Genomic DNA, 25825 nt, shown 5'->3' with positions numbered 1-25825 from the left:
CATGGTTAGGATTTTTTGTCTATAATTATATCATTCATTTTTTGACGTATATTAATAAATGGTATACTTTTGGTATTTAAATTTTTAAGAACAAAACCTATTATCCATTTTTTTGATTCTAATTTTGGATAAACGCAATAAACAACAATAAGTATGATGGATGCTAATGACAGTCAAGATTTAATCTTTAAAATTGTAAAAGAAAAAAGTATACTAAAACAAGACTTGTTTAATAATACGCTACTCAATTTTAGAGTATTGAAGCAAGTATTAAAAGAAGTTGGAGATGATTTAAGCCACCGAATTAAAGCTATTGACGATAGAGTTATTGTTGAATATAGAGATGTTGATGAACATGAGGTTCACCTAAGAATAGCTGGAGATATTCTAATCTTTAATATGCATACTAATGTTTTTAAATTTGATCAGGGGAATAGTTTATGGAATACCAGTTACTTAAAAGCTGATGAAAATAGAGGTTACACTGGTGTGATTAATATTTACAATTTCTTAAACGATTCTTTCAAATATAATAGGGTAAATGATGCCGGATACCTTGTAGCACGTTTATTTATTAACCGAGAAAATCATTATATGGTTGAAGGGAAAAGACAGTTAGGGTTCCTTTATAATGACTTAATTAATTCTAAAATAGATAAAGATCAAATTAAAGCCATTGTACAGTCTGTTATCTTATACACTTTAGACTTCGACTTGTTAGTACCTCCTTATGATTTAGTAAAAGAAGTCTCTGTTCATCAAATGAAACAAATTAGTGACGGTCTTAAACTAAAGACAGCCAAACGATTAGGATTCAAATTTTCAGCAGACAATACAGAAATTGAATAATTTTTAAAAAATAATTGCAGAATTAAAATAACTTTGTTTATATTTGCACTCGCAATAACGAAATAAGCAGTATTGCATTCTTAATGGCCCGTTCGTCTAGGGGTTAGGACGCCAGGTTTTCATCCTGGAAACAGGGGTTCGATTCCCCTACGGGCTACTTAAATTTCCACAAAACTTTTTTTCACAAAATGGCAAATCACAAGTCCGCATTAAAAAGAATTAGATCAAACGAGAAGAAAAGACTTAGAAATAAGTATTATCATAAAACAACTCGTAATGCTATCAAAGCTCTAAGAGCTTCAACTGATTCAAAAGAAGCTTCTGATTTACTACCGAAAGTGAGTAGTATGTTGGATAAATTAGCTAAAAGAAATATTATTCATAAGAAAAAAGCTGCTAATTTAAAGTCTAAATTAACGAAGAAAGTTAATGCTTTAGCCGCTTAATAGCACTTAATAAGAATTTGAGAAGCCTTTAGTTAAACTAAAGGCTTTTTTGTTTCTAGAAAAAACATTTTTTTATTAAAAGCGACTCCTATTATATAGTGTAATCTTAGCCCCTCTATTGGATAACTACTTTAATTCTATATTATTTAATACATTTTTTTGAAAAAAAGTTTGTAAAAACAAAAACTCTTCATATATTTGCGCTCGCATTAACAAAAAGTGTTAATTGCTTAAACTTATTGGCCCGTTCGTCTAGGGGTTAGGACGCCAGGTTTTCATCCTGGAAACAGGGGTTCGATTCCCCTACGGGCTACACAATAAACTTAATAATTAGAATACTATAAAATGGCAAATCATAAGTCAGCATTAAAAAGAATTAGATCAAACGAGAAGAAAAGACTTAGAAATAAGTATTATCACAAAACAACTCGTAATGCTATTAAAGCGTTAAGAGCATCTACTGATGCGAAAGAAGCTTCTGATTTACTACCAAAAGTAAGTAGTATGTTGGATAAATTAGCTAAAAGAAATATTATTCATAAGAAAAAAGCTGCTAATTTAAAGTCTAAATTAACAAAGAAAGTTAATGCTTTAGCTGCTTAATAGCATTTGATAAGAATTTGAGAAGCCTTTAGTTGAACTAAAGGCTTTTTTTATATCCAAAAATCATGAAACACCTATTCATTCTATTTATAATACTAACTTTCTTGGTGAGTTGTTCTAACCTAAAAAACAGCAGCAACAAAAACATTGTACTTATTCGAACATACATGCAAGAACAAGAAAATTGTTGGAACAAAGGTGACCTAGAAGGATTTATGCAACACTACTGGGAATCAGATTCATTAATGTTTATTGGAAAATCAGGAGTTAATTATAGTTGGGACGCAACACTAAACAACTATAAAAAAACATACACCAACCAAGAGGAAATGGGAATATTAACTTTTAAAAACCTAACCATTCAACAGCTCTCCAACAAGTACATTTATGTTGTTGGAAAGTGGCACCTAAAGCGTTCTGAGGAGCTAAAAAATTTAGAGGGGTACTACTCATTAATTTGGAAAAAAATAAACCATAAGTGGGTGATAATCAGTGATCACTCTAGTTAACGGCTATTTTATGTATCACGTAATACATTATATTTGTCTATATAATGTATTATTTCATCTTTTTTGTTGTTATTTTTTTGTTAAACTTGATTCTTTTCAATAAATTGAGGGTTCCTTACAAATTTTTATCCCAATGAAAAGACTCTACTTTACAATCATACTTCCTCTGTTATTAGGAATAAACAACTATTGGTCACAATGTAATCAGCAAGTTCCATTGCAGGTAGTCAATCCTTCTTTTGAAGGTACCCCAAGTAAGCACGTTACACCATCACCATGGAATACCTGTGGTGTAACGCCTGACACTCAACCTGGTCATTGGGGAGTTACGCTACCTCCATCAAATGGGAACTCTTATGTTGGATTTGTAAATGGTGGATCAAGCTGGTTAGAAGGTGCTTCTCAACAATTGAGTGGCAATATGATAGCCAATGTGACCTATACTTTTACGATTGATTTAGCAGCAACTAATGCCAATCAGGGAGGAATCAATAATAGCAGTCGATGTGGGATTCATTTATATGGAGGAAATTCGCTATGTGCGACAACAAGTCTCTTATGGAGCTCTCCAATTATTACTCATTTAAACTGGCAAACATACACTGTAACTTTTACACCTACGCAAAACTTTAGTCATGTTTATTTTAGAGTTCATGGAGGTCATTTAGGCTATGTATTAGTAGATAACATCACTCCATTTGTTGCTCAAGGAGTTAACATTACCTCACATGTATCTGGAGCATCTGAAAATTGTTCATTTAACTTAAATGGTACAGTATCAGGCTCATCAACTGATTCCGTTGTTATTTCTGGGAATTTCGTTGAAACTCCACTAACAGCGAATTTAACAGGAAACAACTGGACTGCTCACTTAACCTTTAACAACCCAGGAACTGAAACTGTTACAGCTACATCTTACTATACTGTCGGAGGTGTTCAATACTGCGTCTTCACTACTGTTGACTTAACCTTAGCCCCTCCTACTTCAACTTTTACAGCGGCTAGCGTATGTGAAAATCAGTCCACCTCATTTGTTGATGCCTCCTCCTCCGCAGGGCAAGAATTTGTGACAGCTTGGCAATGGAACTTTGGAGATGGAAATACATCCACGCAACAAAACCCTACGCATACTTATAGTACAGCTGGAACATATAATGTTCAATTATCTGTAACGACCAACAATAACTGTGTTGGATCTACGACAATTCCTTATACTGTTCATGCACTACCTAACACGAATGCTGGAGCTGATTTTACAACAAATTGTATCAACCCTACTCACACGCTTAGTGGAAGTGGAGGTGGTAACTATTCTTGGAGCCCAAGTTCTGGTCTATCCAATGCAAGTATAGCTAATCCTGTAGCCAACCCAACAAGCAACACCACCTATACCCTAACAGTAACAGATGGAAACGGATGTGTTAACACAGATGATGTTGTTATTAATGTAGATAAAGGAATACCTACTGTTGGCGCAGGAACTGATTTTACCACGAACTGTATTACTCCAACACACACACTTAATGGAACTGGTTCTGGTTCTTATTCTTGGAGTCCAAGTAGTGGACTATCTAACGCGAATATTGCTAACCCAGTAGCCAATCCAAGTTCGACTACAAATTACACATTAACAGTTACAGGAGCAAATGGTTGTACAAACACAGAAGATATTTTGATTACTGTAGATAAAGGGTTGCCTTCTGTTGATGCAGGCACAGACTTCACAACAACCTGCACCACACCTACTTATACAATAAATGGATCGGGGACCGGTTCTTTTCAATGGTCACCAATTAGTGGACTTTCAGATGCTACAATTGCCACTCCAGTTGCTAGTCCAAGTACGACGACAACTTATACCTTAACGACAACAGGGGCAAATGGGTGCACCAATAGTGATGCTGTAACGATTACAGTTGATCAAAACTACCCTATTGTTCCTCCAATCAACGATATTACATTAGACTGTAATACCAGCAGTGGGACATTTAGTGCTTCTGGTGGTAACACCTATTCATGGAGTACACCTACTGGAGGAGGAAGCGCACAAAGTCTAAGTGTTGATTACACTAATTTAGCTGGAGCATATGTTGTAACTGTAACCGCAGCAAACGGATGTGAAGTAGTCGACTCTTCTAATCTTTATGTAGACACTATAGTTCCAACAGCTCATGCAGGATTAGACAGTGTACTTACCTGTACCGCTTTAGTAATTGACCTCAATGGAAATAATTCTTCAACTGGTAATGACTATACTTATAATTGGAATACAACTAACGGAAATATTACCCAAGGAACCACTACAACTACTCCTACGATTAACCAGGAGGGAACCTATTTATTAACTGTTCTTGACACGATAAATCATTGCTGGAAAACAGATTCGGTTGTAATTGGAATAGACACTATACATCCCGTTGCAAATGCTGGAGTTGATTCAATCATCACTTGTAATATTCCCGAGATCAACCTTTCAGGAATAGGGTCTTCTAGTGGGAACTTTTCGTACCAGTGGGTAACAACTGACGGCTCAATTGTTAACTCAGCTACTACTACCACTCCTTTAATTAATGCTGGTGGCACCTATTTACTTACAGTTACCAACAATTACAATGGTTGTTCTTCTAGTGATCAAGTCTTTATTGATGAAGACATTACTGCAAATGTAGAGATTTTAGCTTCTTCAATTCAAATTGATAGTATTTTTGGTATCGCTCCTCATGTTGTTGATTTCTCATGGGTTGGAGATGAAGGTTCGGTATCTTGGGATTTTGGAGATAACAATTACAGTACTGATTCAAGCATCACACACAGTTATGATTTAAGAGGAAATTATACTGCTATCATTGTGTTAACTGATACTGAAGGCTGTGTTGCTTACGATACTGTTTATGTAGATATTGATGGTAGAGAGATTATCTTCCCTAATGTTTTCACTCCGAATGGCGATGGCCAAAACGATATTTTTACTTTCCGTGGAGAAAGAATAAAAACATTTGAATGCTCAATTTATAATAGATGGGGACAAGTTGTTTACAGTTGGGATGCTCCAGTTGGAGGATGGGATGGAAGAAGTTTTGCAGGGAAAGAATTACCAGCAGGTCAATACTTCTACATTTTAAAAGCCATAGATCGAGATGATCAGTCCATAGAACAAACAGGAACAATAATGCTAATGAAATAAATAAAAAGAGGCCTAGGCCTCTTTTTTGTTTTATGATCCCCCAATAAGTTAGTTAGCAATTATATCTAACAGCCTAATCGTTTATCTTTTGATAGTAATACAGAAAGAATGTGGCTTATATATTTTAATTTTAACTTCTATTAACTCTCATTAATAGAAATAACTACAAAAATCTTATTCTATTTAACAGAATTATCAGGCTTTTTGAAACCTTATTTTACCCGTTTTTTGTTCTTTTTCAATTTTGTTATCAGATCCGTTTTGAATAATTTGTCGGCGATAACAAAAACGGTACCCCATGAAAAACGACTACATTTATATTTCTCTTAACTTATTTTACTTAACCTCTTGTTTTCTATAAAACGGTATAGACAACACCTATATTTTAAATGGATTCATCTCCAAACATTAAGTAAAATATACACTCCTTACCCTCCCTATTTTTTTATACCAATTCACTATAAAAAAGCAATACATACAACTATTTTATTAATCTACTCCACTATTACACACTATGAAATTCCTATTTTCAATTCTCTTTTTCTTAATGTATTTTTACATTAAACCTCAGGGCGATAACTGCAACAACTCTCTCCCTTTCTGTACCGGAACAACTTATACTTTTCCTAGTATAACAGGTGTACCTAATTTAGGGCAAGTCGGCTGTTTAAACACAAGTCCAAACCCTACATGGTATCACATGCAAATTGCTAATGGAGGTAATTTAACGATTCAAATACAACAAGGAAGTAATGATGTTGATTTTATATGCTGGGGTCCCTTTGCGGATGCGACTTCAGCTTGTGGAGGCAACGGAGCTTTCCCATCTGGAACCGTACAAGATTGCAGCTATTCTACTGCTCCCATTGAACATTGTGATATTAATGGTGCACAACCTGGGGAATGGTACATCTTATTAATCACCAACTATTCAAACAATCCAGGAAACATTACTTTTACAAATATAGGGGGAAATGCCACTACTAATTGTTGTATTATCCAACCAGCAAACGCAGGGGCACCATTTACTAAAAACTGTATTTCAAACCCCAATGGAGCAACTATTGGAGCTCCACCTAGCCCTAATAGCAACTACAGTTGGGCTCCAACCTTAGGATTATCCAATCCAAGCATTTCCAACCCACACGCCAATCCAGATACGAGCACAACCTACACGCTAACTGAAACCAACAATTTCGGATGTGTATTCACCGACCAAGTTACCATCACAGTTGATGATTCTCTTCCTAATGTATATGCAGGAAATGATTTAACAACATCCTGTACAACTCCAACACAAATATTAAACGGCATTGGAAACGGTTCCTATTCATGGAGTCCCCACACAGGTTTATCTACACCCAATAGTTCAAACCCAATAGCCAACCCCGATTCAACAACTAACTATACCCTAACCATAACAGGCTCTAATGGTTGTACGAATACAGATACTCTGACAATATTTGTTGATAAAACACCTCCTTTTGTTCCTCCTATCAACGATATTATACTCAACTGTATCATTGACACAGGATCTTTTAATGCTACAGGTGGAAACACCTATTCATGGGACACCCCATCAGGGATTATTAATTCTTCAAGTATTATGGTTAATCACACTAGCCCCGCTGGCGACTATATCGTTACAGTAACAGGCACCAATGGATGCGAAACAATTGACTCTTCAAAACTTGTAATGGATACTATTTCCCCAAATGTGTTTGCAGGTCCAGACTCCATAGTAACTTGTAATACTCCAGAAATAAACTTATTAAGTACAGGAGCTTCTGGTTCTCCTTTCGTATATCAATGGACGACCATTGATGGGAATATATTAGGCGATGCTACTACCCTTTCACCCCTTATTAACTCAGGAGGAACCTACACACTAACTATTACAAACACTAACAATGGTTGCTCTTCGAGCGATGTTGTTTTTATTGATGAAAACTTTACGACAGCTGTTGACATCTTAAGCTCTTCTACTTCAATCGACAGTATTTATGGTATAGCTCCTTATCAAATTGATTTTTCATGGCAAGGCGAACCAGGAACCGTTGTATGGGATTTAGGCGACAATACCATTAGCACAGACTCTAATTTTACTCATTCATTTTCTACTGGAGGTGCATTCACTTCTATCGTTACTCTTACTGATGAAAATGGTTGTATAGCTCACGATAGCATTTTTATTTATATTGACTATAGTGAACTCATGTTCCCCAATATCTTTACTCCAAATGGAGACGGACAAAACGACATCTTTAAATTTAATGCAAAAGGAATTAAATCGTTTGAGTGTTCAATACTTAATCGTTGGGGGAAATTTATTTACACATGGACAGATTCCCTAGAGGGATGGGATGGAAAGAGCCAATCTGGGATTGAACTAGCAGAAGGAGAATACTATTACATTATAAAAGCTATTGATTATAGTGATTCACCCATCAATAAATCAGGTGTATTTTTACTAAAAAGGTGAGCTAATGCTCACCTTTAATTTATTTTTTTAACCCATCCCATCCTTGAGCTTTCAATGGAGTCACTGAGCCTCCACTCGTTATTAAGTTTAAGCCACTTTCTTTAGTAGTAATATGTCCAATCACTGTTAAATTTGGATTTCCTTTTATTTTATCAAAATCATCTTGAGAAATTGTAAACAACAATTCATAATCTTCTCCTCCATTTAGCGCACACATAGTAGGATCTAAATTAAAGTCTCTAGCACTTTGGTAGGTTGTAGGATCTATTGGTAATTTTTCTTCATAAATATTACAACCCACAGCTGAATGTTTACATAAATGCATTACTTCTGAAGACACCCCATCTGAGACATCTATCATACTAGTGGGAACAACACCTAATTGTTTTAATAAGGCTACTATATCTTTTCTAGCTTCTGGCTTCAACTGTCTTTCTAGTACATAATCCTTTCCTGTAAAGTCAGGTTGAGAATTTGGGTTCACTTTCCAAACTTCTTTTTCTTGTTGCAATAAGGTAAGCCCTATATAAGCACCTCCTACATCTCCAGATAAGACTACTAAGTCATTTTCTTTGGCCCCTGCTCTTGTTACCGCTTGTCCTTTTGCTACTTCTCCAACAGCAGTTATACTTATAACCAAACCAGACAAACTAGAAGTCGTATCACCTCCAATTACATCAACACCATATCTTTCAGCAGCTAACCTTATCCCGTCATATATTTCTTCAACGGCACCAACACTATACTTACTTGAAATAGCTAATGAAACTGTAATTTGCCTAGGTTGAGCATTCATCGCATAGATATCACTAACGTTTACAACAACTGCTTTATAGCCTAGGTGCTTCAGTGGTGTATAAACCATATCAAAATGCACGCCTTCTACCAACATATCAGTTGTAATAACTAGATCACTATCAGCCATATTAACTATCGCAGCATCATCTCCTATCCCCAATTTTGTTGATGCATTACGAATCTTTACGTTTTTTGTAATGTGATCAATTAGACCAAACTCACCTAATTCATCTATTTTCTGTATTTCTTTGTCTTCGTTAAACATATTTGTCTAGTTTTTATAAATAAAAAAAGATCAATATTAAATAAATAATATTGATCTTTTAAAACTTTATTCAATCATGAATTATGCTTCAGCACTTGCGACCTTAACAAAATCATCATAACTTAATTCTTTTTCTTCTACTTTCACAGCTCCTTTTAAATAAGTCAATACTTTTTTATCATAAAGTGCGTCGTAGATTTTCTTTCCTTCTTCTTCGTTACCTAAAACAGTCATTACCATTTTATTAAACTCTTTCTCTTCTGGAATCATCATTCCATATTGAGCATATTGATTTCCTAACAACTCTTTTGTATACGCTACAGCCTCATCGTTAGAAACTTGTAAATCATTCTCTTTTATGATTTTGTTTTCAATTAACTGCCATTTTAATGACTCAGCATATTGATCGTATTCAGCATCAATTTGTTCTGGAGTAACTTCTTTATTCGAAGCTCCAATCCATTTTTTAAGAAAACCATTAGGCAATGATAAATCTAATTTTTTGATTGTTTTATTCGCAAAATCTCTTTTGAATAAACGATCACTATCGTTGTTAAACATAGAAGACATTTCTTCTTGGATTTTAGCTTTAAAAGCTTCAACACCATCTACAGTACCTTCTCCATATATTTTATTAATCAGCTCTTGATCAACATTAGCAGGCTCCAATCTTTTTACCTCAGTTACCGTTAATTCAACATTTTTATCAAATTTCTCAGCAGCCTCTTTAGAGATATTCAACATTGCTGCTAAATCAGCATCACCTCTTGAAATTGTTTTAGGATCGATGGTTAATACATCCCCTACTTTTAAGCCAATTAATTTTTTCTTCGCTTTTTTATCTTCAGTAAACTCAATAGACACTGTTGAAGAATGTGTAAATCCGTCTTCAAGAACTTTATCATTCTCATCTAGTTCTTTGAAAGAAGCCATTAACATATCCTTATCTTCACTTTTATCAACAGAAACCAATTTTCCATATCTCTTCGCAAAGTCGTTAATTTGCTTATCGATTAATTCATCATCAACCTTTACTTTATTATAGGTATGCTTTTCTTTTTTCGTTAATTTCACTTCAAAACTTGGCGCTAGACCAATTTCATAAGAAAATTCAAAATCACCTGGGTTTTTCCAATCGATTTCTTGAGAATCATTTGCTTGTGGCAAAGGCTGTCCTAATACATCAAGTTCATTATCTTTAATATAATCAAATAAAGCTTTATTTAATACTTTATCTAATTCTTCTCCCAAAATAGAAACTCCATATTTTTTCTTAACGACAGAAGCTGGAACCTGACCTGGTCTAAAACCTGGCATTTGTACTTGCTTTCTTACATTCTTTAAAGCCTTTTCGTAAGACTCGTTGTAATCTTCTTTTGCTATTTTAACTGTCAAAACAGCATTTAATTCATCAATATTTTCTCTTACAATTTCCATTTCTGGTTTCAATTAAAAATTTAATTTATGGATTTACCTACTAAAAAAAAATGGTATAAGTTTGCCGCTTATACCATCTTACCTTGTGCGGATAGAGAGAGTCGAACTCACACGCCTTGCGGCACTAGATCCTAAGTCTAGCGCGTCTACCAATTCCGCCATATCCGCTACAAAACATAAGCACTCTTGCCTAAATTTGGAGTGCAAATATAACACTAAATTTTATCTTCACAATATTTTTCTTAAAAAAAACAACTTTTCTTATTTGTAATGGATTTAAATAATAATTTCATCTATAGATTCCTGATAGAAATCACCATCAAATTTAGCAACAAATATTACATTTGTCTGACTTTTTAAAAAAGGAAATATAAAATTATCTAAACAATAAAGAATAAATAAAAAATGAAAAGTTCAGTATCAAGAAAAATTTTAATGGCACTATCAGGTTTTTTCCTGATGTTCTTTTTACTACAGCATTTAATGATTAACATGCTGTCGGTATTTAGCCCCGACCTATTCAATGAGGTTTCTCACTTCATGGGATACAACCCTATTGTACAATTTTTGCTACAACCAGTTTTAATTTTTGGTGTTATTTTCCACTTACTAATGGGAATGATTTTGGAAGCTAAAAACAACAAGGCTAGAAACATCAAATATGCGCAAAACAATGCGGCAGCAAACTCATCATGGGTTTCTAGAAACATGATTATTACGGGGGTAATGATTATGCTTTTCTTAATCGGACACATGTCTGATTTTTGGGCACATGAGATGAATTACAAGTATATAGCTGGTTCACCTGAAGATCCAACAAGATATTGGGAAGAGTTACACCATTCATTGGGAGATACGATGCATTTAATTGTATACATTTTATCTTTTATATTCTTATCGTTGCACTTAATGCATGGATTTCAATCTTCGTTTCAATCGGTAGGTTTTAATCACAACAAGTACACACCTATTCTTAAAAAGCTAGGGAATTTATATGCAATTATTGTTCCTGCATCATATATTTTCATTGCTGTTTACCACTATTTAACTCAATCACATTAATAACAACAAGATATGTCGATATTAGATTCAAAAGTTCCAGAAGGTCCTATTAAAGACAAATGGACAAATCATAAAAATAATATAAACTTGGTTAACCCAGCCAACAAACGATTAATTGATGTTATTGTTGTTGGTACAGGTTTGGCAGGTGGTTCTGCTGCAGCTTCATTAGCTGAAATGGGCTATAATGTAAAAGCCTTTGCTTATCAAGATTCTCCGAGAAGAGCACACTCTATCGCTGCTCAAGGAGGTATTAACGCCGCAAAAAACTATCAAAATGATGGTGATTCTAATTACCGTTTATTTTACGATACGGTAAAAGGAGGAGATTATCGTTCGAGAGAAGCTAACGTATACCGTTTAGCAGAGGTTTCAGGAAACATTATTGATCAATGTGTTGCTCAAGGAGTTCCTTTTGCAAGAGAATACGGAGGTCTTTTAGATAACCGTTCATTTGGAGGGGTATTAGTTTCTAGAACTTTTTACGCTAAAGGACAAACGGGGCAACAATTATTATTAGGAGCTTACTCTGCTATGAACCGCCAAATTGGTAAAGGTAAAATCAAGATGTATAATCGTCATGAGATGCTTGATTTGGTTGTAGTTGATGGTAAAGCTAGAGGAATTATTGCAAGGGATTTAGTAACAGGAAAAATTGAAAGACATTCTGCTCATGCAGTTGTTATTGCAAGTGGAGGATATGGAAATGTATTTTTCTTATCAACTAATGCCATGGGGTCGAATGCAAGTGCTGCTTGGAAAATTCATAAAAAAGGAGCTTTCTTTGCTAATCCATGTTATACACAAATACACCCAACATGTATTCCTAGAAGTGGAGACCACCAATCTAAATTGACTTTGATGTCTGAGTCGTTAAGAAATGATGGACGAATTTGGGTTCCAAAACACATGAAAGATGTTGAGGCAATCAGGGCTGGAAAGTTAAAGCCAACACAAATTAAGGAAGAAGATAGGGATTATTACTTAGAAAGAAGATATCCTGCTTTTGGTAACTTAGTTCCAAGGGATGTTGCATCTAGAGCTGCAAAAGAAAGATGTGATGCTGGTTATGGAGTGAATGCAACAGGCGAAGCAGTTTACTTAGACTTTAAATCAGCAATTATCAGATATGGGACAGAAAAAGCACACGTACTAGGAATTCACAATCCATCTGACGCTAAGATTATTGAACTAGGTGAAGAGGTAGTTGAAGCTAAATACGGAAACCTTTTCCAAATGTATGAGAAGATTGTTGATGAAAATCCATACAAAACACCAATGATGATTTATCCTGCTGTACACTATACAATGGGAGGAATTTGGGTAGATTACAACTTAATGACAACTGTTCCTGGATGTTACGCTATTGGAGAAGCGAATTTCTCTGATCATGGAGCTAACCGTTTAGGGGCCTCTGCATTGATGCAAGGTTTAGCTGATGGATATTTTGTTCTTCCATACACTATTGGAGACTACTTAGCTGATGAAATTAGAACAGGGGCAATCCCAACAGATTCTAAAGAATTTGATGAAGCTGAAAAAGCTGTAACAGACCGTATTGAGAAACTAATGAATATCAAGGGAACTAAGTCTGTTGATCACTTCCACAAAAAATTAGGGGAAGTCATGTGGAACAATGCTGGTATGGCAAGAAATGAAGCTGGTCTAAAAGAAGCTATCGAAAAAATTAAAGCAATTCGAGAAGAATTCTGGAAAGACTTAAGAGTTCCTGGTTCTGCTGATTCTCTAAACCCAGAATTAGAAAAAGCTGGAAGAGTTGCTGATTTCTTAGAATTAGGAGAGTTATTTGCTATGGATGCTTTACAAAGAAGCGAATCTTGTGGAGGACACTTTAGAGAAGAATCTGTTGAGCTGGATGGAGAGCAAAAAGGAGAAGCAAAGAGAGACGATGTTAACTTTAAATATGTAGCAGCTTGGGAATACACTGGGGTACCAAGTGAAGCTAAACTTCATAAAGAGGAATTAGAATTTAAAGATATCGAGTTAAAACAAAGAAGTTATAAATAAACCTTAACAGGTTAAAAAAACATTTATATTATGTCAGAAAAAAAAGACATGGACTTAACACTTAAGATTTGGCGTCAAAAGAATGCCAAAGATAAAGGTCAAATGGTAAATTATCCTGTAAAGAATATTTCACCAGATTCATCATTCCTTGAAATGCTAGATGTTTTAAATGAAGATTTAGTCAACAAAGGAGAGGAACCTGTAGCTTTTGACCACGACTGTAGAGAAGGTATTTGCGGGATGTGTTCATTATATATTAATGGTGAAGCTCATGGACCAGATAGAGCGATCACTACCTGTCAATTGCACATGCGTAAATTTAAAGATGGTGAAACAATTACAATTGAACCATGGAGAGCAAAAGCTTTTCCTGTTGTTAAGGATTTAATTGTAGATAGAAGTTCTTTTGAAAGAATTCAACAATCGGGAGGTTTTATCTCTGTAAATACTTCTGGTAATACGCAAGATGCCAATGCTATTCCAATTAAGAAACAAGATGCAGATAAGGCAATGGATGCAGCGACCTGTATTGGTTGTGGTGCTTGTGTTGCTACGTGTAAAAATGCTTCTGCGATGTTGTTTGTATCAGCTAAGGTAGCTCAGTTCTCTTTATTACCTCAAGGACAGGTTGAAAGAAAAGAGCGTGTCTTAAATATGGTAAATCAAATGGATTTAGAAGGGTTTGGTAACTGTACAAACACTGGAGCTTGTGAAGTAGAGTGTCCAAAAGGAATATCTCTAGAAAACATTGCGATTATGAATAGAGAATATTTAAAAGCTTCTCTAACAAAAAACGACTAATCAACAACAGATTATAAACGTTAAAAGAGCGATTCTTAATTTAAGGATCGCTCTTTTTTTGTATATTTCATACGACTAAATCACAATAAGTTAGATTTATTATCGTATTTTTACTAGACCATTTTTGATTTAATTGAAGTACACTCTATACATATTAGCTCTTCTATTCTTGATTGTTCATCATTCTTATGGACAATTACCAGCTGGTCAAATCAACAAGGCTAGTCTGAGAAAGGCCTATTATGGAGGTGTTCAACTACATACAAGTGGTTGGGGAGGAACTTTTACCTATTCTAAATTCAATACATTTAAAACGAAGAAGACTTTCACCATTGAATTTACTTCAATGAAGCATGGAAAAGAATTCAAAAGAACATCTACCAATGATGACCGTGCTAAGGGGTATTATTATGGAAAACTCAACACCCTAAATGTACTTCGTTTAAACAGAGGTCGAAAAAAAGTTATTTATCAAAAGTTAAGAAAACAAGGAATAGAAGTTGCGCACAATATTAGTTATGGAGTAACCTTAGGGTTATTGAAGCCGGTTTACCTAGAAATTTTAAAAGTTAACGGCAATCAAAGTGTAGGAGTATCAACAGAAAGGTATGATCCTGAATTACATCATATCAATAATATCTCTGGACGCTCATCCAATTTAACTGGTCTATCTGAGCTAACTGTTACGCCAGGTGCTAACCTTAAAACTAGTTTTATATTTGAATATGCTAATGACCGAGAAAAGGTTAAGAGCTTAGAACTAGGAATAGGGTTAGATGCCTTTTATAAACGACTGCCTTTAATGAGTCAAGTCAAAAATAATTTCCTTTATCCCACTGTTTTCTTAAATTTGCAATTCGGAAAGAAAACATTGTGATATGACAGTAGAAAACTCACCTATAAGAACAAAAAAACCAAAGTGGCTTAGAGTAAAACTTCCAACTGGGGAGAAATACAAAAAAGTTAGAGGTTTAGTTTCTGAACACAAATTACATACAATATGTGAAAGTGGTAGTTGTCCTAACATGGGAGAATGTTGGGGGGAAGGAACTGCGACCTTTATGATCTTAGGTAATATCTGTACACGTTCTTGTGGTTTCTGTGCTGTTAAAACGGGAAAACCTTTACCTGCTGATTTATTGGAACCTGCTAAAGTTGCAAACTCTGTAAAAGTTATGGGGGTTAAACATGCTGTAATTACTTCTGTTGACCGAGATGATTTAGAAGATGGAGGTTCGCTTATATGGGTAGACACAGTAAAAGAAATTAGGAAACAATCACCAGGAACTACTCTTGAAACTTTAATTCCTGATTTTGGGGGGAAATGGGAGAACTTACAAAGAATAATTGATGTTGCTCCAGAAATTGTATCTCACAATTTAGAAACAGTAAGACGCCTTACCAAAGAAGTTCGAATTCAAGCGAAGTACAATAGAAGCCTTGAAGTCTTAAGACGTTTAAAACAAGGAGGAATGCGTACCAAATCAGGGGTAATGCTTGGATTAGGGGAATCTGAAGAAGAAGTTATCGAAACAATGGAAGATTTAAGAAGTGTTAGAGTAGATATTTTAACATTAGGTCAATACTTACAACCCACCCCTAAACACTTGCCTGTTGCAGATTTTGTAACTCCAGAAAAATTTCAGGAATACAAAGAATTAGGTTTAAAGATGGGGTATCGTTTTGTGGAAAGCGCTCCACTAGTTCGATCATCATACCATGCTGAAAAGCATATTTTTGATCTTTAAGATTATTTCCTTTTCTACATTCAAAACGACCGTTTAAGTAATTTAGGTTAAAAAAAGTTAAACTATTCGTTAAATTTGATTAAGATATTTCGTAAGTTTGGAAATTGAATATATTAGATTCTAATCATCTGAAGAATATGAGAAACACTAACATTATACTAGGAACATTAGCGATTTCTGCAATAGCAGTTGGCTCGTTTATCTTCCCATCACAAGAGAAAATAGAGAGTAATTATACTCCTAAATCATTGTCTTTACATAAAAAAGATAGTCAAAAATGGGCTCTAGCGGCAGAGTACTACAATAACTTAAGAAAAAATGTTCACACCGGGCAAATAGAAAAAGCGGATTATGAAGCTGCTTTGTTGCATGTGAAGAACATGTACAATGCTAAAACTACTGCTTTTACATTCATAGACGAGGGTCCTGATAATGTAGGAGGACGTACAAGAGCAATTTCTGTTTATCCTAATGATGACACTCATATCATTGCTGGTGCTGTAACAGGAGGGCTTTATGAAAGTACTAATGGAGGAAACAGTTGGAGCAGAATGCAAGGATGGGATGATGCAACTGAGTTATTATCCATTTCTTCAACAGCTATTACGAATAATGGAACTATTTATGTCGCTACTGGAGGTGCTGCATTTGAAGGAGATTTAACCTATGAAAACTCAGGGAGTCAAAGAGGTGATGGACTTTGGTATTCAACTGATAATGGAGCTTCGTTTACTCAAGTCGATGGAACTTCAAATAAAGATTTAACAAAAGTAACAGCTGATTATTCTCAAAACGATGTTGTTTATATCACTGGAACATCATTTGGAGCAAAGAAAATGGTCGATAAAGGATCTTTAATTGCTATAACAGCGACATCACTAGGAAATTCAACATCAACTCAAGATGTTAAAATATCTCCTGATGGATCTGTAGTTACTATTGCTTCAGCAAGTACAGTTTGGTCTTCACAAGATGGAGGAAACTCATTCAACAAAGTGACAGGAAATGGTGCTGGTCAAATATCAGGAAGTTCATCTAGAAATGAAACAGCCGTTTCTTATGAGAAAAACGCCAATGGAAATTGGAATTGTTATGTCGCTCGATCTTTATCAAATGGTCGTATAGGTGGTGTTTGGTTATCTGAAGATAATGGTGTTAATTGGACTAGAATCGCTCAACAATATACGACTGGAAGTGGTGGTGTAAGTTGGGACCCAACTGCAACACAAGGAGGATATAACTTAGTTATTGACGCCGTAAAAGGTTTTCCTGATCAATGTGTATTAGGAGGATTAAATTTATACAGATGGGTTAAAAACCCTAACTCTTCTCCAGCTTCTGGAACATGGGAGACATTAAGTAACTGGGCATACCCTAAAGGTAACCCTAACTATGTACATGCAGACAACCATCGATTAACTTGGAACTCTAAGGGTCAATTAATCATTGGTAATGATGGAGGAGTTCAAATCTCAAGAGATAGTACTTTAAGTGCATTTTACGATGCTAACAGAGGTTATAATGTAACTCAATTCTATGCTATGGGATACGGTCCTGATGGAGCTGTAATTGGTGGAGCACAAGATAATGGAACTCAATACAACAATCACACTGCTTTTTTCAGCTGGTTAGAGCATACTGAAGTTAATGGAGGAGATGGATTTGAGTGTGAGATTTCATATTTGAATAAAGATGCATTTTTTGCTTCTATTTACAATAGTGGAATTAGAAGATTTGAGGGTGTAGGAACTGGTTCAAGTATTGATATGACTGGTATTACAGCAGGAACACCAGGAGACCCAAGTGGTGGAGTTGGTACTTTCTACACACCATTAAGATTATTTGAAGATCCAAATGACTTAGATACGCAAGATTCTATTATGTATATTGCTAGAGAAACTGTTTTATCAGGATCTACAGTTTCTTATGCTAGTGAATCATTCCAACTACCTTTAGAGTATACTGTTAATCAAGATATCTTTGTAGATTATGACACTACTTTTATTACTAGTGATACTGTAACAGCTACTTTTGATACCTTATATGCTGGAGATACTTTATTGGAGAATGGTATAGCTAGAGACACGATCATGGTACCAGACTATGTACAATCATTATTTGTAACACATACAGAGCAAGGTATTTACTTAACAAGAGACATGACTCGTTATGGTGTATCAACTGAATGGTGGCAAGTAAATCCAGTAGGTAATCAAGCACATTCTTTCGAGTTCTCTAAAGACGGTAACTGTTTATGGATTGGAACATTTGGAGGGACTGTATACAGAGTTATGGGATTAGATAGTGCTTACTCTTTTGAACAAGCTGATTATTCATATAAAGATAGTGCAAGTTATAAGCTTACTGTTGAAACGATTAATGCTGGTGGAGCTGGTATTGTTACTGATATTTCTGTAGATAAAGACAATCCAGACAAAGTAATTATTGTTAGAGGAGGTACAGGATCAAATCATGTTTATTACTCTACTAACGCTACATCTGCTTCTCCAACTTGGACAGCTATTGACGGTAATGGATCAAATGGTTTACCAAATGCACCAGTTTTCGGAGTTGAAATTATAGCCAATGCTTCTACAAATGAAACGGTAATTGTTGGTACTGAATATGGAGCTTTTGCCACAGAAAACATTAGTGGTAGCTCGACAAACTGGACTCCTATTAACAACGAAATTGGTTTAGTTCCTGTATTTGATGTTCGTCAACAATGGAGATCATTAGCAGATGGTGTTTCTAACCCATACGCTGTATATTTAGGAACACATGGTAGAGGTATTTGGAAATCTGAGACTGTTTTAAGCACTGAAGAGTCTATTGTTGAAGAAGATGTTAAAGAGTTAAATAACATTACTGTTTATCCAAACCCAATGAGTACTGAAGGTAAAATTGGTTTTGAAATCAACAATGCTTCAGAAGTAAACATTAACATCTACGACTTGCAAGGAAAAATTATTAAAAACATTAATAGAAAGAACTTATCTGCTGGCATGCATGTAATTCCTTTTAATGTTCAGGATTATCCTTCTGGTACCTATATTGTTACTTTCGAAACAGCACATGCTTCTGAAGTAACTAAGTTTATTAAGTATTAAATTCTTAAATTAAGATAAACCTAAAAAAAAGCCTTAGTAAATTTACTAAGGCTTTTTTTATGTATTTTTGTTTAGAACAAATCGAACTATAAAACTGAATAAATATAATGAATAAAGTAAAAATAGCCATCAATGGTTTTGGAAGAATCGGTCGTGTTCTTACCAGAGCGATCACAAAGCATAACAATATAGAACTTGTTGCTGTTAACGATTTAGCAGATTCTAAAATGCTATCACATTTGCTTCAATATGATTCTATCCATAGACAATTTCCAGGAGAGATTAGTTACACTGAGCACTCCTTATCTATCGACAATAAAGAAATTCAAGTTTTTAATGAAAAGAATCCTGAGCACTTACCATGGAAAGAACTAGGAATTGATATTGTTGTTGAATGTACAGGTATTTTTAGGACTAAAGAATCAGCAAGTAAGCATATTACTGCAGGTGCAAAAAAAGTAATCATCTCTGCTCCTGCAAAAAGTGGGGATGTACCATCTGTTGTTATTGGAATTAACGAAGCCATTTTAAATGGCAATGAAGAAGTTATTAGTAATGCATCATGTACTACCAATTGTGCTGCGCCAATGGTTAAGATTATTGATGATTTATGTGGTATTGAAAGTAGCTATTTAACCACCATTCACTCCTATACTGGCGATCAAAGAATTTTGGATGCACCACATAGAGACTATAGAAGAGCTAGAGCTGCTGCCGAATCAATTATCCCGACTACTACTGGTGCTGCAATAGCTGTTACTAAAATTTTACCACATTTAGAGGGTAAAATCAACGGTTCAGCTGTCCGTGTTCCTACTCCTGATGGTTCATTGACTGACATTACTTTTTTAGTGAAACAACCTACGACTAAAGAAGCTATCAACGCAGTGTTTAAAAAAGCTTCTGAAACCAATTTAAAAGGTATTTTAGAGTACACTGAAGATCCAATAGTATCTTCTGATATTATTGGTAATCCTCATTCTTGTATCATTGATGGACTGTTGACTGAAGTTAATGGTAGACTTGTGAAAGTTGTTGGATGGTATGATAATGAAACAGGGTATTCCAACCGTTTAGCAGATTTAATTAACCTAGTAGGATAAACTTTAAATATAACACCAAAGAAAAAGGCTTATTTCAAATGAAATAAGCCTTTTTTAATACCTAGATTTATCTAATCTTAGTGAGAAGCTAAATAGTCAGCAACACCTTCGTGAGTTGTTGTTAATCCATCTTTCCCTTCATTCCAGTTTGCAGGGCATGCTTCACCATTTTCTTCAACAAATTGTAATGCATCTACCATTCTTAATGCTTCATCAACATTTCTTCCCAATGGTAAATCATTAACTAACTGATGTCTAACGATTCCTTCTTTATCAATTAAGAATAAACCTCTATAAGCAATCAACTCTCCTTCTGCGATCATCTCTCCTTCTTCATTCCAAGCAAAGTCTCCAGCTAAAACATCATAGTTCATAGAGATTGTTTTGTTTGTATCAGCAACTAAAGGATAAGTTACACCTTCGATACCTCCTTTGTTTTTAGCTAACTGTAACCATCCCCAGTGAGACTGTTCTGTATCTGTAGAAACAGCTACTACTTCAACATTTTTCTTTTTAAAGTCTTCTAATTTTTCTTGAAAAGCAAACAACTCTGTTGGGCAAACAAATGTAAAATCTTTTGGGTAAAAGAATAATACGACATATTTCCCTTTAAACTGTTCTAAAGTAAAATTCTCAACGATATCGTTACCATTGATTACTGCTTGTGCTGAAAAATCTGGTGCTTTTTTTCCTACTAAAACTCCCATTTTATTTTTTGTTTTTATGATTATTAATAATTTATTTTAGTAAACAAAAGTACTGCTAAAAAATTGATTTGCTAGAAAAATCATATTCACAATTTTCATAAACATTGTTAAAAAAGTATTGAATAATTCTGTTCCAATATTTTCTCTGGTTTTATCTTATTTTCCTCTCTTTTCTCCTTGATAAAACTCACTAAATTCCGTACATTAGCACCACAATATTAATCGTTAAAATATAATTTAAATAAATAAAAATGGCATCAAAAATCATTTACACTAAAACAGATGAGGCTCCAGCTTTAGCAACTCAATCTTTATTACCAATTGTAAAAGCATTTACCAAACATGCTGATATTGAGGTAGAAACTAAAGATATTTCTTTAGCGGGAAGAGTTATTTCTACTTTTCCTGAATATTTAAAGCCTGAGCAACAAATTTCAGATGATTTAGCCGAATTAGGTCAATTAGTTAAGCTTCCTGAAGCTAACATCATTAAATTGCCTAACATTAGTGCATCAATTCCTCAATTAAAGGCTGCAATTAAAGAATTACAAGCTATTGGGTATAACTTACCTAACTATCCAGATTCTCCTGAAACTGAAGAGGAAAAAGCGATTAAAGCTAAATATGACAAGATTAAAGGTAGTGCTGTTAACCCTGTCTTAAGAGAAGGAAATTCTGACAGAAGGGCACCAAAACCTGTTAAGCAATATGCTAAACAACATCCTCACTCAATGGGAGCTTGGAGTAAAGATTCAAAAACTCATGTGGCTACTATGGGGGAAAACGATTTTGCTTCTAATGAAAAATCTGTAACTGTATCGAACGCTACTAGCGTAAATATTGACCTTGTAGGTAAAGATGGTAAGACAACCAATCTAAAAAGTGGTATTGCTTTGTTAGAAGGTGAAATTATTGATGCAACAGTAATGCGCAAAAAAGCATTAATCGATTTCTTAACTAGAGAAATTGAAGATGCTAAAGCCCAAGGAATTTTATTTTCATTGCACATGAAAGCAACGATGATGAAAGTTTCTGATCCAATTATATTTGGTCATGCTGTATCAGTCTTCTTTAAAGATGTTTTTGATAAACATGGAGATACCTTGAATGAACTTGGTGTGAATGTAAGAAACGGTTTTGGTAACTTAGTTTCAAAATTAGACGAATTACCTGCTGATAAAAAAGCTGAAATTGAAGCGGATATCGAAAAATGTTTTGCTGCTAGACCAGATGTAGCAATGGTTGATTCTGACAAAGGAATTACCAATTTACACGTCCCAAGTGATGTAATTATTGATGCTTCTATGCCTGCAATGATTCGTACTTCAGGTCAGATGTGGAACAAAGAAGGAAAGCAACAAGATACCAAAGCTGTAATTCCAGATAGTAGTTATGCTGGTGTTTATACTGAAACCATCAATTTCTGTAAAGAAAATGGTGCTTTTGACCCAACAACTATGGGAACTGTTCCTAATGTTGGATTAATGGCTCAAAAAGCGGAGGAATATGGATCACACGATAAAACATTTGAAATTCCATTTGAAGGAACTGTAAAAGTAACTGACGCTGATGGAACTGTATTAATGGAACACGATGTTGAAGAGGGTGATATTTGGAGAATGTGCCAGGTAAAAGATGCTCCTGTTCAAGACTGGGTTAAACTAGCTGTAAGTAGAGCTAGAGCAACAAATGTTCCTGCTATCTTCTGGCTGAACTCTGAAAGAGCACATGATGCTGAGTTAATCAAAAAAGTAAACGCTTATTTACCTAATCACAATACAGAAGGGTTAGATATTCAAATCCTTTCTCCTATTGAAGCGACTCGTTTTTCTTTAGAAAGAATAGCTAAAGGAGAAGATACGATATCTGTTACTGGTAATGTATTAAGAGATTACTTAACAGACTTATTCCCTATTTTAGAATTAGGAACAAGTGCTAAAATGCTTTCTATCGTACCATTAATGAATGGAGGTGGATTATTCGAAACTGGAGCTGGTGGTTCTGCACCAAAGCACGTTCAACAATTTACTTCTGAAGGACACTTAAGATGGGATTCTTTAGGTGAGTTTTTAGCTTTAGCGGTTTCATTAGACTTTGTTGGAGAAAAAGAAAACAATCCTAAGGCTTCTATTTTAGGAGAGGCATTGGATAATGCTACAGTTAGTTTATTAAGTAATGGAAAATCACCTTCTCGTAAGGTAAAAGAATTAGACAATAGAGGTAGCCATTATTACTTAGCAAAATATTGGGCTGAGGAATTAGCGAAACAAGATAAAGATGCTGATTTAAAAGCTACTTTTGCTCCTATCGCTGAACAACTTTCTACTAACGAAACGAAAATCGTTAATGAGTTGAATGACGCACAAGGAGATGCTGTAAATATTGGTGGATATTATTTCTGTGAGGGAGAATTGGAAGCTAAAGCTATGCGTCCAAGTTCTACTTTAAATGAAGTGATTTCTTCTCTATAATTAGATACCAAGTTTAAACTAAAAAGCCGATGTGATTGAATTACATCGGCTTTTTTATTTTCGATTATCATACTAACTAATCTAAAACAATCAACTTTTGTTTATAATAGACTTTATCACCTGAGTTAAAAACCAAAATAAATACACCAGAACTTAAACTCGGTAAAGTGAGCTTCGTTTTATCTTGATTAATTCCTATTTCTTTCACAACTTTTCCATCTATACCAGTTATCAATAAAGTCCCTTCTATATTTTCTTTACGCTCTATTGTTAACACATCCCCAGGACTCAATAATGTAGGATAAACTCTTAATTTTCCTTTTATTAGTTGGCTATTTTCTACCTCCATAGAAATTAAACTATAAGCATCTACTCCTTCACAATTCTCATTGATTACATGCACTTCATATTCTCCATTTTGAGTTGGAGTATATAGATTAGACACAGCACCTGTAATAGCAACGTTATCTATGTACCATTGATAACTATCATATCCGGCTCCTGTAGAAAGAACAGTCCCATCAAAGGTGATATTAACAACAGGGGCATCGCTAACATTGAGCGTTATCGCTGTGCTTTCTAATGAATTTACTGAAACGCACTGATCAGGTGTCGTTAACAAACAGGAAATTTGAACATCATCAAAAGCTGCATTAACATTACCGGAGTAGACTAAAGCATTCTCCCCTACTATATTTGTTCCATCTTTTTTCCATTGCAATGTATAATTTACTGGGGCACTCCCAATATTGGCTGAAAATGAGAAAGCATTCCCATCACAAAACTCTGTTCCAGACGAAGATGAAATCGTCATAGTTGGCGTAAGCATTGGTTCTACAGTTAAATCTAAAATTCGCACACTATCACACCCCTCAAGATTTATTAAAGTATCGTAATATACACCTGAAATACTTAAGGCCTGACCTTCAAAAATATATGAGTCTCCTTGACAAATGACACTTGATATCGAATCATAAGTTGTTGCGCACAGCCTTAAGTTTTTATACCATGCTACTTTATCATCATTAGGAGAAGCAGAAAGTACATCTACAGCTCCATCATTATTTAAATCTGCTGCAAAAACAGAAAAAACATAACTTGCATTAGAATTTAAAATATTTTTTGAAGAAAAAGAACCACTCCCTATGTTTTCAAACCAGCTTACTTCCCATCCATTTGCTCCACTAGCTATTACATCATTATCACCATCGCCATCAAGGTCTACGGCATACACATCTGTAGCACCATTGACAGTTGTAGCGATAACATTTTCACTAGAGAAGTTTCCAGCCCCCTGATTTTCATACCATGCAATTTTATCGTCTAAAATTGAAGCTGACACAATATCTTTATCTCCATCTCCATCTATATCTTGAATAAAAACTCTCCTAGCACCATCAGCATTAGAACTAATAATACTTAAAGCAGCAAAACTTCCGTTTCCTGTATTTTCATGCCAAGCAATTTGATTGTCACCATAAGAAGCTGACACAATATCTTTATCACCATCATTGTCTACATCCAGTAGCTCTATTGAATAAGTCTCTGTAATAACAGAACCCTGTGCTACAATTTGTGATGCAGTATAGGTGAAGTTATTACTTCCTGCGTTTTTATACCATATTATTCTATCATTCAAGCGTGCTGAAGCAACAACTACATCTTTCAATCCATCTCCATCTATATCTGCTACTCTAATTGAGGCTGGCCCATAAGCATATTGCCCATTAGGAATTACATTTTTTGTAGAAAAATTGCCTCCTCCCAAATTCTCAAACCACATGATTTGATCAGAATCATAAGCTACAGCAAATACATCTAAATCACTATCTCCGTCTATATCAGAAGCATAAAGATCTACAACATCTCCAACATTATTATCTATTAATGTTTCATTAGAGAAAATTCCATTTCCTAAATTTTCATACCAAAATAACTTTTCATCTGTTTTTCCAGCAGAAACAACATCTACATCACCATCACTATCTGCATCAAAAGCAAAAACGGTCTCTGGGTGATTCATTATAGTTGTTGATATAATTTTTTCTGGGGTAAATGGCTGTGCTTTTATTTTAGTCTGACTAAAAAAAGTAAATCCTATAAGGAATAAACTGAAGTAACTATTTTTCATAATTGTCATTTTTATATACTCTACAAAAATGCCTGAATATTAGCTAATCCTAACGATGAATATACTTATCCAATTCTAAACAAATCTTAAT

Annotated in this window: 18 protein-coding genes, 3 tRNA genes and 1 pseudogene; 17 read left to right on the top strand and 5 right to left on the bottom strand. The window is 34.7% G+C overall.

The genetic code is table 11. The features are described from left to right. Positions 1 to 153 precede the first annotated feature (153 nt). From N4A35_07800 to N4A35_07760, 9 genes and pseudogenes are all read left to right on the top strand, one after another. Positions 154 to 849, top strand: a complete 696-nt coding sequence (locus N4A35_07800) for a hypothetical protein (protein ID MCT4581303.1) — start codon at positions 154 to 156, stop codon at positions 847 to 849. Between the two features lie 85 nt (positions 850 to 934). Further along, positions 935 to 1006, top strand: a tRNA-Glu gene (locus N4A35_07795). 31 nt (positions 1007 to 1037) lie between these two features. Further along, positions 1038 to 1295: a 30S ribosomal protein S20 gene (rpsT, locus tag N4A35_07790; GenBank protein ID MCT4581302.1), complete on the top strand. Its 258-nt coding sequence runs from the start codon at positions 1038 to 1040 to the stop codon at positions 1293 to 1295. A 241-nt stretch (positions 1296 to 1536) separates the two neighbouring features. Further along, positions 1537 to 1608 (top strand) — tRNA-Glu (locus N4A35_07785). A 32-nt stretch (positions 1609 to 1640) separates the two neighbouring features. Continuing rightward, positions 1641 to 1898 carry a 30S ribosomal protein S20 gene (gene rpsT, locus N4A35_07780; GenBank protein MCT4581301.1) on the top strand — a complete coding sequence of 86 codons (258 nt, stop codon included), beginning with the start codon at positions 1641 to 1643 and terminating at the stop codon, positions 1896 to 1898. Positions 1899 to 1963: 65 nt separating this feature from the next. Next, positions 1964 to 2407: a nuclear transport factor 2 family protein gene (locus N4A35_07775; GenBank protein MCT4581300.1), complete on the top strand. Its 444-nt coding sequence runs from the start codon at positions 1964 to 1966 to the stop codon at positions 2405 to 2407. Positions 2408 to 2828: 421 nt separating this feature from the next. Further along, positions 2829 to 3599 (top strand): annotated as a pseudogene (locus N4A35_07770) (PKD domain-containing protein). A 480-nt stretch (positions 3600 to 4079) separates the two neighbouring features. Next, positions 4080 to 5591, top strand: a complete 1512-nt coding sequence (locus tag N4A35_07765; GenBank protein MCT4581299.1) for a gliding motility-associated C-terminal domain-containing protein — start codon at positions 4080 to 4082, stop codon at positions 5589 to 5591. Between the two features lie 514 nt (positions 5592 to 6105). Beyond that, positions 6106 to 8073, top strand: a complete 1968-nt coding sequence (locus N4A35_07760; GenBank protein ID MCT4581298.1) for a gliding motility-associated C-terminal domain-containing protein — start codon at positions 6106 to 6108, stop codon at positions 8071 to 8073. Between the two features lie 19 nt (positions 8074 to 8092). On the opposite strand, the gene thiL is transcribed toward N4A35_07760, so the two are convergent. From thiL to N4A35_07745, 3 genes are all read right to left on the bottom strand, one after another. Then, positions 8093 to 9136, bottom strand: coding sequence for a thiamine-phosphate kinase (gene thiL, locus N4A35_07755; GenBank protein ID MCT4581297.1), 1044 nt, complete (start codon positions 9134 to 9136; stop codon positions 8093 to 8095). Between the two features lie 81 nt (positions 9137 to 9217). Further along, positions 9218 to 10573: a trigger factor gene (gene tig / locus N4A35_07750; protein ID MCT4581296.1), complete on the bottom strand. Its 1356-nt coding sequence runs from the start codon at positions 10571 to 10573 to the stop codon at positions 9218 to 9220. Positions 10574 to 10659: 86 nt separating this feature from the next. Next, positions 10660 to 10741, bottom strand: a tRNA-Leu gene (locus N4A35_07745). Between the two features lie 237 nt (positions 10742 to 10978). On the opposite strand from N4A35_07745, the gene N4A35_07740 reads away from it, so the two are divergent. From N4A35_07740 to gap, 7 genes are all read left to right on the top strand, one after another. Beyond that, entirely contained in the window at positions 10979 to 11635 is a 657-nt protein-coding gene (locus tag N4A35_07740; protein ID MCT4581295.1) for a succinate dehydrogenase cytochrome b subunit, read from the top strand. A 12-nt stretch (positions 11636 to 11647) separates the two neighbouring features. Further along, positions 11648 to 13663, top strand: a complete 2016-nt coding sequence (locus tag N4A35_07735) for a fumarate reductase/succinate dehydrogenase flavoprotein subunit (protein MCT4581294.1) — start codon at positions 11648 to 11650, stop codon at positions 13661 to 13663. Positions 13664 to 13711: 48 nt separating this feature from the next. Continuing rightward, the gene (locus N4A35_07730; GenBank protein ID MCT4581293.1) at positions 13712 to 14464 is read left to right on the top strand and encodes a succinate dehydrogenase/fumarate reductase iron-sulfur subunit; all 753 of its coding nucleotides are present in this window, start codon (positions 13712 to 13714) and stop codon (positions 14462 to 14464) included. Positions 14465 to 14597: 133 nt separating this feature from the next. After that, entirely contained in the window at positions 14598 to 15341 is a 744-nt protein-coding gene (locus tag N4A35_07725) for a hypothetical protein (protein ID MCT4581292.1), read from the top strand. A gap of 1 nt (position 15342) precedes the next feature. Then, positions 15343 to 16212, top strand: a complete 870-nt coding sequence (gene lipA / locus N4A35_07720) for a lipoyl synthase (protein MCT4581291.1) — start codon at positions 15343 to 15345, stop codon at positions 16210 to 16212. A gap of 137 nt (positions 16213 to 16349) precedes the next feature. Continuing rightward, positions 16350 to 19322 (top strand): T9SS type A sorting domain-containing protein, encoded by a 2973-nt coding sequence (locus tag N4A35_07715; GenBank protein ID MCT4581290.1) that lies wholly within the window; start codon positions 16350 to 16352, stop codon positions 19320 to 19322. A gap of 107 nt (positions 19323 to 19429) precedes the next feature. Further along, positions 19430 to 20425: a type I glyceraldehyde-3-phosphate dehydrogenase gene (gap, locus tag N4A35_07710; GenBank protein MCT4581289.1), complete on the top strand. Its 996-nt coding sequence runs from the start codon at positions 19430 to 19432 to the stop codon at positions 20423 to 20425. Positions 20426 to 20502: 77 nt separating this feature from the next. On the opposite strand, the gene N4A35_07705 is transcribed toward gap, so the two are convergent. Next, a complete protein-coding gene (locus tag N4A35_07705) occupies positions 20503 to 21132 on the bottom strand; it encodes a peroxiredoxin (GenBank protein ID MCT4581288.1) in 630 nt (209 codons plus the stop codon). A gap of 251 nt (positions 21133 to 21383) precedes the next feature. Between N4A35_07705 and N4A35_07700 the strand changes: the two genes are divergently transcribed. Beyond that, on the top strand, positions 21384 to 23603 hold the full coding sequence (locus N4A35_07700; GenBank protein ID MCT4581287.1) for an NADP-dependent isocitrate dehydrogenase: 2220 nt from the start codon (positions 21384 to 21386) through the stop codon (positions 23601 to 23603). A 76-nt stretch (positions 23604 to 23679) separates the two neighbouring features. Here the strand turns inward: N4A35_07700 and N4A35_07695 are convergent, their stop codons facing one another. Then, positions 23680 to 25734 (bottom strand): VCBS repeat-containing protein, encoded by a 2055-nt coding sequence (locus N4A35_07695; protein ID MCT4581286.1) that lies wholly within the window; start codon positions 25732 to 25734, stop codon positions 23680 to 23682. Positions 25735 to 25825 lie beyond the last annotated feature (91 nt).

It is taken from the genome of Flavobacteriales bacterium, from assembly GCA_025210295.1.
Taxonomy (GTDB): Bacteria; Bacteroidota; Bacteroidia; order Flavobacteriales_D; family Parvicellaceae; genus S010-51.
Note: the sequence above shows the minus strand (reverse complement) of the source record. Positions and strands in the feature narration are given on the sequence as shown.

Excerpts from the sequence above, each read along its gene's own strand:
- thiL (MCT4581297.1), bottom strand. The coding sequence starts at position 9,136 with ATGTTTAACGAAGACAAAGAAATACAGAAAATAGATGAATTAGGTGAG.
- tig (MCT4581296.1), bottom strand. The coding sequence starts at position 10,573 with ATGGAAATTGTAAGAGAAAATATTGATGAATTAAATGCTGTTTTGACA.
- N4A35_07695 (MCT4581286.1), bottom strand. The coding sequence starts at position 25,734 with ATGAAAAATAGTTACTTCAGTTTATTCCTTATAGGATTTACTTTTTTT.
- lipA (MCT4581291.1), top strand. The coding sequence starts at position 15,343 with ATGACAGTAGAAAACTCACCTATAAGAACAAAAAAACCAAAGTGGCTT.
- N4A35_07715 (MCT4581290.1), top strand. The coding sequence starts at position 16,350 with ATGAGAAACACTAACATTATACTAGGAACATTAGCGATTTCTGCAATA.
- N4A35_07705 (MCT4581288.1), bottom strand. The coding sequence starts at position 21,132 with ATGGGAGTTTTAGTAGGAAAAAAAGCACCAGATTTTTCAGCACAAGCA.
- N4A35_07760 (MCT4581298.1), top strand. The coding sequence starts at position 6,106 with ATGAAATTCCTATTTTCAATTCTCTTTTTCTTAATGTATTTTTACATT.
- N4A35_07700 (MCT4581287.1), top strand. The coding sequence starts at position 21,384 with ATGGCATCAAAAATCATTTACACTAAAACAGATGAGGCTCCAGCTTTA.
- N4A35_07775 (MCT4581300.1), top strand. The coding sequence starts at position 1,964 with ATGAAACACCTATTCATTCTATTTATAATACTAACTTTCTTGGTGAGT.
- N4A35_07800 (MCT4581303.1), top strand. The coding sequence starts at position 154 with ATGATGGATGCTAATGACAGTCAAGATTTAATCTTTAAAATTGTAAAA.
- rpsT (MCT4581302.1), top strand. The coding sequence starts at position 1,038 with ATGGCAAATCACAAGTCCGCATTAAAAAGAATTAGATCAAACGAGAAG.
- N4A35_07730 (MCT4581293.1), top strand. The coding sequence starts at position 13,712 with ATGGACTTAACACTTAAGATTTGGCGTCAAAAGAATGCCAAAGATAAA.
- rpsT (MCT4581301.1), top strand. The coding sequence starts at position 1,641 with ATGGCAAATCATAAGTCAGCATTAAAAAGAATTAGATCAAACGAGAAG.
- N4A35_07735 (MCT4581294.1), top strand. The coding sequence starts at position 11,648 with ATGTCGATATTAGATTCAAAAGTTCCAGAAGGTCCTATTAAAGACAAA.
- N4A35_07740 (MCT4581295.1), top strand. The coding sequence starts at position 10,979 with ATGAAAAGTTCAGTATCAAGAAAAATTTTAATGGCACTATCAGGTTTT.
- gap (MCT4581289.1), top strand. The coding sequence starts at position 19,430 with ATGAATAAAGTAAAAATAGCCATCAATGGTTTTGGAAGAATCGGTCGT.